General features: G+C 57.2%; 11 protein-coding genes and 1 tRNA gene. 7 read left to right on the forward strand and 5 right to left on the reverse strand.

Annotated features, from left to right (window positions below; translation table 11 throughout):
- Positions 1-7 precede the first annotated feature (7 nt).
- Complete coding sequence (locus KO498_RS08815) at positions 8-751, forward strand: hypothetical protein (protein ID WP_215959544.1); 744 nt, start codon at positions 8-10, stop codon at positions 749-751.
- Here the strand turns inward: KO498_RS08815 and KO498_RS08820 are convergent.
- Positions 734-1,417 carry a hypothetical protein gene (locus tag KO498_RS08820; protein WP_215959545.1) on the reverse strand — a complete coding sequence of 228 codons (684 nt, stop codon included), beginning with the start codon at positions 1,415-1,417 and terminating at the stop codon, positions 734-736. The genes KO498_RS08815 and KO498_RS08820 overlap by 18 nt on opposite strands.
- A gap of 256 nt (positions 1,418-1,673) precedes the next feature.
- On the opposite strand from KO498_RS08820, the gene kynU reads away from it, so the two are divergent.
- Positions 1,674-2,870 carry a kynureninase gene (gene kynU, locus KO498_RS08825; protein ID WP_215959546.1) on the forward strand — a complete coding sequence of 399 codons (1,197 nt, stop codon included), beginning with the start codon at positions 1,674-1,676 and terminating at the stop codon, positions 2,868-2,870.
- On the opposite strand, the gene KO498_RS08830 is transcribed toward kynU, so the two are convergent.
- A complete protein-coding gene (locus KO498_RS08830) occupies positions 2,863-3,747 on the reverse strand; it encodes a CobW family GTP-binding protein (protein ID WP_215959547.1) in 885 nt (294 codons plus the stop codon). The two genes, kynU and KO498_RS08830, sit on opposite strands and share 8 nt — an antisense overlap.
- Positions 3,744-5,387, reverse strand: a complete 1,644-nt coding sequence (locus KO498_RS08835; protein ID WP_215959548.1) for an amidohydrolase — start codon at positions 5,385-5,387, stop codon at positions 3,744-3,746. Before KO498_RS08835 ends, KO498_RS08830 begins: the two co-directional genes overlap by 4 nt.
- Before the next feature lie 199 nt (positions 5,388-5,586).
- On the opposite strand from KO498_RS08835, the gene KO498_RS08840 reads away from it, so the two are divergent.
- The 5 genes from KO498_RS08840 to KO498_RS08860 all read left to right on the forward strand — a co-directional run bounded on the left by KO498_RS08840 (position 5,587) and on the right by KO498_RS08860 (position 11,025).
- On the forward strand, positions 5,587-7,152 hold the full coding sequence (locus tag KO498_RS08840; protein WP_215959549.1) for an ABC transporter substrate-binding protein: 1,566 nt from the start codon (positions 5,587-5,589) through the stop codon (positions 7,150-7,152).
- Positions 7,153-7,214: 62 nt separating this feature from the next.
- Positions 7,215-8,198: an ABC transporter permease gene (locus KO498_RS08845; protein WP_215959550.1), complete on the forward strand. Its 984-nt coding sequence runs from the start codon at positions 7,215-7,217 to the stop codon at positions 8,196-8,198.
- The gene (locus KO498_RS08850) at positions 8,195-9,070 is read left to right on the forward strand and encodes an ABC transporter permease (RefSeq protein WP_215959551.1); all 876 of its coding nucleotides are present in this window, start codon (positions 8,195-8,197) and stop codon (positions 9,068-9,070) included. Before KO498_RS08845 ends, KO498_RS08850 begins: the two co-directional genes overlap by 4 nt.
- Positions 9,070-10,056 (forward strand): ABC transporter ATP-binding protein, encoded by a 987-nt coding sequence (locus KO498_RS08855; protein WP_215959552.1) that lies wholly within the window; start codon positions 9,070-9,072, stop codon positions 10,054-10,056. Before KO498_RS08850 ends, KO498_RS08855 begins: the two co-directional genes overlap by 1 nt.
- Positions 10,057-11,025, forward strand: a complete 969-nt coding sequence (locus KO498_RS08860; protein ID WP_354667649.1) for an ABC transporter ATP-binding protein — start codon at positions 10,057-10,059, stop codon at positions 11,023-11,025.
- Here the strand turns inward: KO498_RS08860 and KO498_RS08865 are convergent.
- Positions 11,022-11,969 (reverse strand): formylglycine-generating enzyme family protein, encoded by a 948-nt coding sequence (locus KO498_RS08865; RefSeq protein WP_215959553.1) that lies wholly within the window; start codon positions 11,967-11,969, stop codon positions 11,022-11,024. The two genes, KO498_RS08860 and KO498_RS08865, sit on opposite strands and share 4 nt — an antisense overlap.
- A gap of 310 nt (positions 11,970-12,279) precedes the next feature.
- Positions 12,280-12,356: transfer RNA gene (locus tag KO498_RS08870), tRNA-Arg, on the reverse strand.
- Positions 12,357-12,439 lie beyond the last annotated feature (83 nt).

Consider the following 12,439-nt stretch of genomic DNA (forward strand, 5'->3'; position numbering starts at 1 on the left):
GGTTCTTGTGAACAAAGAAGAGTTTTATGACCGGCTAAAACGGGCGATCGACGCCTCTCTCAAGTTCCACGGCTCGACCGAAAAAGCTGCGGCAGCTGGCGGGCGCTCGCAGCACTATCTTGATATGGTGCTGGCCGAAAAAACCGAGCCCGGGTTTTTCTTTGTGGCGCAGCTCGCACGCGAGCTCGGGATTTCGATGAACTACCTTGCCGGGGTAACCAACGAGCCTTTTGATATTTCAACCTTGATGCCGGGCGACAATATGGACCCCGCCGCGCTTGGCTTTTTCGATCAGATTTCGGGCAAGTTACGGCAGGCCGCACTCAAGCGCGGGAGTGAGCCGACTTTTCATGACGTGCTCGAACTCTGGCACCAGCATGAAAAGAAGCTAGAGGCTTTTGAAACAATCATCGAGTGGTTCGACATTTACGAGGTCCCCGATGCCAAGGCTGACGGCATTCAGCTTGTGCGCATGGGCTCCAACAGTTTGGCCGCACGCACCCTTGAAAGCGCGAACCTCTCAACATTGCAGTATGCGCTTGATCATGTTGACGACGACCTGAAGAGCGGGCTTTTGAACGCTTATCGTGACGCGGCAAGTGGCAAGCCTATTCTGACCGAGGAAGTGCTAAACGTGCGCGCGCCTGGCAGCAACCAGAAGATCGAACTCAAGTATTTCCGCCTCTTGCTGCGCGTCGTGTGTAAAGACGGCAAGGCTACGATTCTGAGCTACTCACAAGCGTTCCGGTGAAGCGAGATACATCTCGACCAGCGCGTCGAGATCGGTGTTTGAGAGCATAACCACATACTCACTGTCCTCACGCGGCTCGGGCGCGGGCTTGACCCAGCGTTGGGGACTGGGGATGAAACGCGGGAAGTTGTAATAGTAGTTCGCCCCGCGGGAGAGGTCTTTTTCGCGCACGAAAGCATAGATACTGTCGGGGTTCCATTTGAGGAATGTCCAAAGGTGTCCGGTTAACACAAACAACCTGAGGATGCGCCGCGAGCGCCCCGCCTCGGGTGTGAAAAACAGGTCACCATAATAGGCAAGCCGCCCGCCGAGCACCTCGTCAACCTGCGGCGACACCCATTCGACAACCTCTCGCTCGCCCTCGCCATACTGACGTTTGAGTGATGATTTCCAATGATCGGATAGTTTACGCGTGCCGAGGTTCTCAAAGCGGCAGCCTGCGGCACCAACGGTTTGCTCGCCATTCTTAAGCAACATCCAGAACGTGTCTTCGCTGGTGAAGTCATTGAATTGTGGAGAAAGTTTTGGCGTCAGGTAGGGTTTACCAAGCGTAGCAATGATCTCGGGGATGTTGCTAACATCATCAAGAACTTCAACGTCGTATCCTTTTGACTGCAATTCTGAAAGGCACAGATGCAGCAATCTGGCATAATCAAATTTTCTCAAACCAATCCCCCGATTGTCACTAAATGAGCGATCGAAACGGCAGGCAAACACACGCCTAGCTAGCACCCTGAACGCAACCATAGGATTAGCGTAGAGAGGTGTGGAAACATAAGCGCTATTCTATGGGCAAACTGTTCGCAACTTGGAAACAGTTAACCATGATTAACAGGTAGGCAACCTGTCAAAGACGCCTTGCAACTTTTCGGAAAGAAGCTGACACTTTGCGCCAAACGACCAGCAACAGGGCAAGTTAACTATGACCGATTTCAGCAAAACCAAAGAGATGTTCTCGATCCCCGAAGGGATGATTTACCTGAACGGCAACTCGCTTGGGCCGATGCCCAAGGCCGCACCGGAGGCGATGAACCGCTTTCTCAACGACGAGTGGGCGACAGAGCTGATCAAAGGCTGGAACACCAAGGGCTGGTTTATGAAGACCAACACGCTTGGTGACCGCATTGCCAAGCTGATTGGTGCAAGCGCGGGCAGCACAGTTGTCGGTGACACCCTTTCTATCAAGGTGTTTCAGGCGGTTTCGGCGGGGTTGGCGCTGGTGCCTGATCGCCGCGTTATCTTGTCGGATGACGGCAACTTCCCGACTGATCTTTATATGGTCGAAGGGCTGATGAAGCTCAAAAATGATGGCTATGAGCTGCGCACGCCAGCGCCGGAAGCGGTTTTTGACGCGATCACAGATGAGGTTGCTGTGGTCATGCTCACCGAGGTTGATTACCGCACTGGCCGCAAGCACGACATGAAGGCGATCATTGAAAAGGCGCATGCGCACGGCGCGGTTGTGGTCTGGGACCTGGCGCATTCGGCGGGGGCTATTCCGGTTGATCTTGAAGGGGCGGATGCTGATTTTGCGGTGGGTTGCACCTACAAATACCTTAACGGCGGGCCCGGTGCTCCGGCGTTCATCTATGTTGCGCCCCGGCTCATTGATGTGGTCGAGCCGTTCCTGTCGGGCTGGCACGGACACGCAGCGCCTTTTGCTTTTGACACGGGCTATCGGCCGATGGCTGGCAAGATCGAACGCATGCGCATTGGCACGCCGGCAGTCGCGACTTTTGCCCTGCTTGATGCGGCGCTGGACGCTTGGGAGGGCGTCGATATGGGTGATCTACGTGTGGCGTCGGTTGCCTTGCAAGAGCGTTTCATCAAGGAAGTTGAAGCGCGCTGCCCGGCCCTGACGCTGGCCTCGCCGCGCAACCCAGACGAGCGCGGCAGTCAGGTGTCGTTCCAGTTTGAAGACAGCTTTGCCTGCATGCAGGCGCTGATTGATCGCAAGGTTATCGGCGATTTCCGTGCGCCGGATGTGATGCGCTTTGGCTTCACGCCACTGTTTATCAACGAGGCCGATGTGCTGGCGGCGGTTGATGTGCTGGAAGACATTATCACGACGGACGCTTGGAAAGATCCGCGCTTTCAAGTGCGCGGCGCGGTCACTTAAACAGCGCTTCAAGCCCGGCTTTGTCGAGCTGGGCTTTGAGGCCAATGCAGACAAGTTCTGACGGCATTTCATGTGCAAATTCAGTAACTTCAGCGCGTTTTCCGACGAGCTGAATGAGCTGGGTTTTGCCGGCCGTATCGCGCAAAAACCCTTTGGCGCGCACCAGCCCATAGCCGCCGGTGGCGAGGGTTTGGGCGAGCGCAACAGCGTCGGTTTGGCGCGGTGTGAACACTATGCTTTCATAGTCACCGTCTGCATGCGGAGCGCTCACCGGCACTTTCCGGCTCTCAACGCCAAGCAACACATCCCGCGGAATTTGCCCCTGCTCGGCCACGATATGCGCGGCTTGGGGCGCAGTTGTTTCAAGAAAAGCAGCGACTGTTTGAACCTCTTCTGAGCTCACCAAAGAGGGCTTGGTTTGCACCACGAGGTCGGCCTCTTTGAGTTGCCTTATGACCGTGTCGCCGAGGTAGTCATCACGGGCTTGCTGGCGGATGGTTTCACTATCAGCCAACACCACGATACCGGCAAGCGAGAAGCCCGCTTGCAGCCCGACATTGGCAGCAATAGCGGCGGGCATCGCCACGCCTGACGCCTCGATGATGACGTGATCAGGGCGCGGGTTGCGTGCGCCCATATCAAGCAGCGCTGCGGTGAGGTCGGAGCCAAATGAGCAGCACACGCAGCCGCCAGCGATTGAAATGAGGTCATCGCTTTGGGCTTCGATCAGATCTTCGTCTATCGCCAAGGCGCCAAACTCGTTGACCAATACTGCCAGCTTCAGCCCGTCGGCGTTGCGCAACAACTGGTTGAGCAGCGTGGTTTTGCCTGCTCCGAGGTAGCCGCCGATGACCGTAACGGGGAGCGTTTCACTCACAGATCGGCTGCGGCAAAGATACGCCCGCCTTGCACAGTGCCCCAGACAGGCACGTCTTTGAGTGCTTCGGGTTCAACTTCGGTCGGGTCAGCTTCCAGTACCGCAAAGTCAGCGCGCTTGCCGGTTTCTATCGAGCCGATCTCGCCGTCCATATGCAGGGTGTAAGCCGCGCCAAGGGTGATGGCGTGCAGGGCCTCATTCACGGTTATGCGCTCTTCTTCGCCTTGCACGCGGCCCGAGGCGGTGATGCGGGTGACTGCGCCCCAAGCTGTAAACAACGGTGCAAGCGGGGTGATCGGCGCGTCGGAATGCACGGCAAGCGGCAGGCCAGCGTCAAGCGCTGTGCGGCAAGCGTTCATCCGCGTTGCACGCTCGGGGCCGACAGTGAGGGTGTAGTGCTCATCGCCCCAATAGAAGTGATGGTTGGCAAAGAGATTGACGCACATTCCGAGCTTTGCTGCCTGCTTGAACTGCGCCGCGTCGGCGAGTTGGCAGTGCTGCAAAGTGAAGCGGTGATCAGGGTTCGGGTGTTTTTGCAAAGCGGGTGCGAGCTTGTCCAAAGCGAGCTGCGTGGCTTGATCACCATTCGTATGCGTATGGATTTGCAGGCCCGCCTCAAGCGCGCGCTCGTACAGCTCGGCGAGATGATCAGGAGCGATATACCAGAGGCCGTTTTCGGCACCGTTGTGATATCCGGGCCAGCGGAGGCGTGCGGAGAAGCCCTGAATAGAGCCATCGGCGACAACTTTGATGCGCCCCATACGCAGGCGCTCGGTTGAGCGTTCCTTAAGTGCTTTCACCTCTTCGATAAGTTCTGCTGCAGGCAGGCCCATGAAGAAACGCAGCGGCACGATACAGGCGGGAAAGCCCGGAGCGCCAGTGACGCGCAGCATCATCTCGACTGTGTCAGGGTCCATCCGCGAGGCGAGGTCGGTGATCGTAGTCGTGCCCGAGCGCACACAAAGCTTGGCAAAGTTTTGCAGCCCGTCTTCGTCAGCATCAAGCAGGTTGCGCTCGAATCCGACGTGCAAGCCAACCGGTGTCATCGCGTCGGGGCCTCTAAGCTCACCTGTTGGCAGACCATCGTCGCCAAGCGGAATACCGGGATGATTAACGCCTTTCTTGAGCAGGCCAGCGAGTTCAAGCGCGCGGGTGTTGACGTTCATGATGTGCCCCGAGGCATGCAACACGCCAACGGGGCGGCTTTCAGACACACGGTCAAGATCAGCCCGGCTAACGCGGCTGTTGTTCATGTAGATCGGGTCAAGTTGCCAGCCGGAAACCGGCGCTTGATCGTCACTCAGTTTGTCGGCGGCGGCTTTGAGGCGGGCGATCACATCATCGAGGCTCTTGAGGCCATCCCATGTCTTTCCGTCAGGGTCGGCGCGGTCAAACCAGCCGCAGTAAACTTTGCTCCAGAGCGAGCCTTCCATCGTGTGTGCATGACCCTCGACAAAGCCGGGCATGAGCACTTTGTCGGCAAACCTTTCATCGAGCGTATGCGCGCCCCATGTTGCCAGTTCTTCCAGTGTGCCTGCGCCCAAAATACGGCCGTCGCGCACGGCGACGTGGCTTGCAACGGGGCGCGAGGGGTTCATCGTGATGATCTTTTTGGCGGCATAGATTGTGATGTCGGACATGGGCGGCTCCTTGAATGAGCTGGGGATGATCTGTGTTTGATTTGTTTTGGTCATGCTCAGTTATCCCTCAAAGCAACGCCCATTTGCCTAAGAAATCAACGATTCCTGAACAGGTTAATTAAAATTTGTTAGGGATTGCCAAAACTCGGTCTAAGCTTGAGCATCATAACAATAGAGAATCTGTCAGGGAGACATAGATATGAAACATCTGATCAAAGGATTTGCTGTTGCCGCATTGTTGGCGAGCACAGCGATCGCGGAAGACGTGCCCAAGAAAGGCGGCACGCTTGTGACCGTGATCGGCACCAATGTGCGCAACTTGAACCCTGCTGTGCAGTCGGGCATCGCCACGGGCTTTCCGGGGGCGCAACTGTTTGCATCGCCGCTGCGCTATGACGATGACTGGACGCCACAGCCCTACCTTGCCGAAAGCTGGGACGTGGCGGAAGACGGGCTGAGCGTAACGCTGAACCTGGTGAAGAACGCCAAGTTCCATGATGGCGAGCCGATCACTTCAAAAGACATCGCGTTTTCTGTTGATGTGATCAAAGCCAATCACCCTTTCAAGTCGATGTTCGCGCCTGTTGAAAGCGTTGAAACACCTGACGAACACACGGCGATCATCAAACTGAGCAAGCCGCACCCTGCCCTGTTGCTGGCGATGTCGGGCGCGCTGATGTCAATCATGCCCGAGCATATTTATGGTGATGTGCCGATTGAAGAAGTGAAGACACACCCGCGCAACACCACTGACACGGTTGGCTCCGGCCCGTTCAAGCTAGTTGAGTTCAAATCTGGCGAACACATTATTGTTGAGCGGTTTGACGACTTCTTCATCGAAGGCCGCCCCTACCTTGATAAGATTGTGATGCGCATCATGGCTGACCCTGCCGCCCGCGCGATTGCCTATGAAAACGGCGAGTTGCACATGGGGGCGTTTGAGTCACAACCGCGCATCCTGAAGCGGCTTTCAGCTGTTGACGGCCTGACTGTAACACCAGAAGGCTACGGCGGCATTGGCCCGCTTGACTGGCTGGCGATCAACACGCAACGCGGCCCGCTCAAGGACGTGCGCGTGCGCAAAGCGATTGCTTATGCGATTGACAAGAACTTTGTTTTGAACGCGCTGATGCTTGGCACAGCCGCCGAAAGCAAAACCGGCATTCACCCTGACAGCCCGTTTTACAACGACGAAGTCGAGAACTACGAGCTTGACCTCGACAAGGCCAACGCCCTGCTCGACGAGGCTGGCTTTCCGGTTAAGGACGGCACGCGTTTTGCTCTGACCATCGACTTTGGCTGGCCCGATGTTAAGCCGCAAGTCGAGTATGTCAAAGCCGCTTTGAAGAAGGTTAACATCGACGTTGAAGTGCGTTCGAGTGCTGACTTCCCGACATGGGCCAAGCGCATGGGCGAGATGGACTTTGACCTGAGCTGGGACACTGTCTTTAACTGGGGTGATCCGGTTATCGGCGTTCACCGCACGTATGACAGCACCAATATCGGCAAGGGTGTTTGGTCAAACACGCAGGGCTATGCGAACGCCCGTGTTGACGAGTTGATGACGATGGCAGCGACCGAAAGCGACCCCGCCAAGCGCACGGCGCTCTATAAGGAGTTCCAGGAGATCATCGCCGACGAGCTGCCGATCTACCACACCAACACGCTGCCTTATCACACGGTTTACAGCGACAAAGTTGGCAACCCTCCGATGGGTATCTGGGCGACTTTGTCGCCGATCGACAAGACCTACCTCAAAGACTGATTTGAGCGATAAAAACAGCAGTGGCGCACCCGACGCGCCACTGCCTTTCTTACAAAGGGGCGATGCGTGTGAACTTTCTGCTAACCACTTCAAAACGCGTATTTTACGCTATCTTGCTGCTCATTGCGGTTCTGGTTCTCAATTTCTCGCTCATTCACCTCGCACCCGGCGATGTTGCGGACACGATCAGCCAGTCGATGGGCGGTGCAGACCAGGAACTGCTTGACCAGATCCGCGCCGATTACGGCCTTGATCAGCCTTTCATGGTGCAGCTTGGCCGCTATATCGGCGGAGTGCTGAGCTTTGATCTCGGATATTCGTTTTTCTACAATATGCCGGTCACGCAGCTGATTATGGAGCGTCTGCCTGCGACGTTGCTTCTGGTGCTCACGGCACAGCTTCTGGCCTTGATCATTGGCGTGTTGCTCGGTGTTGTGTCGGCCCGCAAACCCAATGGTATCACCAGCCACTTCGTGACATTCCTCGCGCTGTTTGGCTATTCGGCACCGGTGTTCTGGACAGGCATTCTGCTGCTCATTGGCTTCTCTCTCAAGATACAGCTCTTCCCTGTTGCTGGCATGCGTGATGTCACGATAGACGGCGGGTTCTTTGTGCAGGCGCAGGATATTTTTATGCATCTTATGCTGCCGATGATTACGCTGGCCTCGGTGTTTCTGGCGCTCTACTCGCGGCTTTCGCGCGCCACGATGATGGAAGTGCTGGGCTCTGATTATGTGCGCACCGCCAAGGCCAAGGGGCTGACGCAAAGTCAGGTGGTTTACAAACACGCCTTGAAGAACGCGCTGTCGCCGGTGATCACGCTTGCGGGCCTACAGTTCAGCGCGGTCATTTCCGGCGCGGTGCTGGTTGAAACAGTGTTCAGCTGGCCCGGTCTTGGCACGCTGGCATTCCAGTCGATCATCGCGCGGGATACGCCGACGATTCTTGGCATTCTTTTCTTCTCGGCACTGGTTGTTATCGTTGGCAACTTGCTGACAGACGTAGCGCTGCGGGCGGTTGACCCAAGGCTAAGGGGGCGCGGATGAGCGACATGATTGACGAACCCGTCGTGCAGGCGCAGTCGCCTTTTTCCGAAGCTTGGGGCATGTTCAAGCGCAACCACGCGGCTGTTGTGGCGCTGGTGTTTCTGGGGCTTGTTGTGCTCGGGGCTATCTTTGGCCCGTGGCTATACCCGACCGACCCGTTTGACATGGTCTGGGCGCCGTTCAGCCCTCCGGGGCAAGAGGGCTTCTTGCTTGGAACCGACTATTTGGGCCGTGATTTGCTGGCGATGGTCATCAACGGCGCGCGGGTTTCGCTGCTGATCGGCCTGTCGGCGGCTGTTGTCTCGATCTTCATCGGCGTGACTGTCGGCGCGCTCGCAGGCTTCTATCGCGGCTGGGTTGAGGAAGTGCTTATGCGCGTCACCGAGTTCTTTCAGGTGTTGCCGACGCTGCTGTTCTCGATGGTGCTCGTTGCGCTCTTCGGGGCCAGCCTGCCAATGATCACTTTTGCCATCGGCATCGTCAGTTGGACAGCTGTTGCTCGCATCACCCGCTCGGAGTTCTTGCGCATTCGCGAGCTTGAGTATGTGAAGGCGTCGCGCGCCTCCGGTGCCTCGTCGCGCAAGCTGATGTTCGGGGTGATCCTGCCCAACGCGCTACCGCCGATCATCGTGCAGAGCGCACTTATGGTTGGCTCCGCGATCCTGTTTGAAGCGGGTTTGTCCTTCCTTGGGCTGACCGACCCGAATGTTGTCAGCTGGGGGCAGATCATCGGCTCTAACCGGCAGTATATTTTGGATGCGAGCTTTACTGTAACGATCCCCGGCATCGCAATTTTCGTCACGGTACTGGCGATTTCACTGGTTGGTGACGGGCTTAATGACGCGCTAAACCCAAAGCTGAGGCAACGCTGATGAGCCCACTTCTGACAGTTGAAAACCTGCGCATCGAGTTGACGACGCGCGACGGTGTTGCACCCGTAATTGACGACCTCTCGCTAAGTCTTAACGCTGGCGAAACCCTGAGCTTTGTCGGCGAAAGCGGCTGCGGCAAGTCGATGACAGCGCTGGCACTTATGGGCTTGTTGCCCGAAAAAATCGGGCGGGTCGCGGCTGGTAAGATCATCTTTGATGGTGAGGACATCACCCATGCCTCCCCTGCTCGCCTGCGCGAGATCAGGGGCAATGATATCTCGATGATATTCCAGGAGCCGATGACCTCGCTCAACCCTGTGTTCTCGGTTGGAGAGCAAATCGCCGAGGCCATTCGGGCACACCAGAACCTGCCGCGAAAGGCTGCTTGGAACAAGGCTGTTGAGCTGCTTGATGCCGTGCGCATTCCAAACCCCAAGGGCCGCGCGGGCGACTATCCTTTCCAGATGTCCGGCGGCCAACGCCAACGCGCGATGATCGCTATGGCGCTGGCTTGCGAGCCGAAATTGCTGATCGCTGACGAGCCGACAACCGCGCTTGATGTGACCGTGCAGGCGCAGATATTCGACTTGCTGACCGATCTGCAAAAGCAGTCGGGCGCGGCGATTATCCTGATCACACATGACATGGGCGCAGTCGCCGAAATGGCCCGTGATGTGATTGTGATGTATGCGGGGCGCAAGGCCGAATACGGGCCGGTTGATGCGATTATCGAACACCCGCGGCACCCTTACACGCAGGGGCTGATTTCCTGTGTGCCGCATATTGTCAGTGACATGACCGAAGAGCGCCACGACCTTGTCGAGGTGCCGGGCATTGTGCCGTCGCTCAAGGATTTTGGCCGCGACGAGTGCTTGTTCGCCTCGCGCTGCCAGCACCGCACGGAAGAGTGCATGAGCAAACGGCCCGTTGAAAAGCACTTTGACAACAACCAGATCGCCGATTGCTGGCATGCGGAGGAGTTATAAGTGACTGATCTTCTGAACGTTGAAAACCTGACTGTGCGCTTTGAAGTCAAGCGCGGCGGCATGTTTGGCAAGAAGGCGCATCTCTATGCGGTTGATGACGTGAGTTTCACCGTTAAGCGCGGTGAGACGCTGGCGATTGTCGGCGAAAGCGGCTCGGGCAAGACCACGGCAGCGCTCGCCGTTGCGCGGCTGCAAGATGCTTACAAAGGCCGCGTCGAGCTTGACGGAGATGACATTCTGCCAATGGAGGGCGAGGCGCTCAGGCAGGTGCGCCAGAAGGTGCAGTTCATCTTTCAGGACCCTTATAGCAGCCTCAACCCGCGCAAACGGGCGCAAGACATTGTACAAGAGCCGCTTGACAGCCTGTCGGACAAATCCAAGGCTGAAAAGGAAAAGATCGTCGCGGGGCTGTTTGAGGCTGTCGGTCTGCGCCCCGAACAGATGCGACTGTTTGCGCATCAGTTCTCCGGCGGCCAGCGCCAGCGCATCGGCATTGCGCGTGCATTGGCGACACAGCCTGAGTTGATCATCTGCGACGAGCCTGTTTCGGCGCTTGATGTTGCCGTGCAAGCGCAGATTTTGAACCTGCTGCGCAAGTTGCAAAAGGACATGGGGCTGACGTTCTTGTTCATCAGCCACGACCTCGGCGTTGTGCAGCACATGAGCGACGCTATTGCCGTGATGTATATGGGCAAGGTCGTTGAGCATGCGAGCCGGCTTGATCTGTTCGGCAATCCCAAGCACCCCTACACGCAGGCGCTTTTGTCGGCGGTTCCGACGGTCGATCGCACCAAGCGGGCCGAGCAAAAGCGCATCCTCATTCCCGGTGATCCACCTGATCCTGTGAACCTGCCCAAAGGCTGCCGTTTTGCTGGCCGCTGCCCTGTCGCGCAGGACAAGTGCTTGGGCGAAGAGCCTGCATTGGTTGATGACGGCAAGGGGCACCGCGTGGCCTGCCATTTCGCTTAGGCAGGGTAAACCAGCCGGAAGCCTTGATGTGTGGTCGAGCTGTCAGGTGCCGAGCCGTTGCGCGCCGCGATGCGGTATCGGTAGCAGTATGAGGCGTGGCACAGGAACGAGCCGCCCTTGGTGAGCTTGTAGGCGCCTTTATGTGCATGGGCCGCTTGGGTGGTTTTCTTCAGCGAGCGCACGCGAAAGGGCTGTGCTGTCCACTCCCAGACATTGCCGACCATGTTGTAAAGGCCATAGCCGTTTGGTGCGAAGGACTTTGCCGGTGCTGTGGCCGCGTATCCGTCTGCGGCGAGGTTTTGCTGCGGGAAGCGGCCCTGCCAGATGTTGCAGGGGAAATTTGCTGTATCGTCAGGCTCGTCGTCGCCCCAAGGGAAGCGCACATCGCCCTGCCCGCCGCGCGCTGCGTGTTCCCATTCGGCCTCGGTTGGTAGCCGCCCTCCGGCCCATTTGGCAAAGGCGCGGGCATCACTCCAGGTGATGTGCACGACAGGGTGATCTGGCAAATAGCTGCTGTCCGGCCCTATGGGCTCACGCCAATATGCGCCCTCGATCACCCGCCACCACGGCGTTTCAACAACCCCACGGGTTGGGGGCGCATCGTCGGGCAGCTGGTGGGCAAAAACGAATGAATCGCCAAGGTGCTCGGCCTCGGTGATGTAGCCGGTGGCTTCAACGAAACGAGCAAAACGCGCGTTGGTGACAGTTGTCACGTCCATGCGGAAGGCCTTTACAGCTTGGCGGCGCAGGGGGGCTTCGCCATCAACTGTCAGCACAGGCTTGTCGGTTCCGACAAAGGCACGCGCAGCAGGGATGCTGACGATATCATCGGCTTCAGACAATGGCGCGATGGTATTGCTATCTGCCTTGTGCTGCGGCTTTGGCAGTTTAAGGCTGTCATCACGCGCCGGTGCGCAACAGGAAGATCCACGCTTTTCAATCATCGGGGCATCTATCCCATAGGCCGGACAGCGACTGCAAGCCTCGCCTCAGCTTTTCACCTTTCACAGCTCCGGACAATACAAACCAGCCAACGGTGAGCTTAATGATTTGAAGGATTGCGCTGATGAATGCGACGAGGCCAAAGCCCTGAACCGAATTTCTGAAGGCCCGCATTTAACCGCGGCCTTTCGCGTTCTATCGAACACCAGTCTCTGAACCCACCACCCAACCGGAACCAGTGAAGAAATCAGTGCGCGAACAGTTAAGCAATGCACACAAGCCATTGGAAAAACGTGAAGATTTAGGGGTAAATGGCGGACCGAGGAGGATTCGAACCCCCGACCCCCTGATTCGTAGTCAGGTACTCTATCCAGCTGAGCTATCGGTCCGTCACGCAGGCATCTAAGGGGTGTTGGCGGGCAATGCAAGCGAGATTTGCCAGAAAAGTAAAATGGAGCGGGGTTTCGTAAGG

This window comes from Lentibacter algarum (assembly GCF_018860975.1).
GTDB lineage: Bacteria > Pseudomonadota > Alphaproteobacteria > Rhodobacterales > Rhodobacteraceae > Lentibacter > Lentibacter algarum_A.

Bases quoted from the DNA above. Each gene is read 5' to 3' on its own strand.
- KO498_RS08850 (WP_215959551.1), top strand. From the start codon at position 8,195: ATGAGCGACATGATTGACGAACCCGTCGTGCAGGCGCAGTCGCCTTTT.
- kynU (WP_215959546.1), top strand. From the start codon at position 1,674: ATGACCGATTTCAGCAAAACCAAAGAGATGTTCTCGATCCCCGAAGGG.
- KO498_RS08835 (WP_215959548.1), bottom strand. From the start codon at position 5,387: ATGTCCGACATCACAATCTATGCCGCCAAAAAGATCATCACGATGAAC.
- KO498_RS08845 (WP_215959550.1), top strand. From the start codon at position 7,215: ATGCGTGTGAACTTTCTGCTAACCACTTCAAAACGCGTATTTTACGCT.
- KO498_RS08855 (WP_215959552.1), top strand. From the start codon at position 9,070: ATGAGCCCACTTCTGACAGTTGAAAACCTGCGCATCGAGTTGACGACG.
- KO498_RS08865 (WP_215959553.1), bottom strand. From the start codon at position 11,969: ATGATTGAAAAGCGTGGATCTTCCTGTTGCGCACCGGCGCGTGATGAC.
- KO498_RS08840 (WP_215959549.1), top strand. From the start codon at position 5,587: ATGAAACATCTGATCAAAGGATTTGCTGTTGCCGCATTGTTGGCGAGC.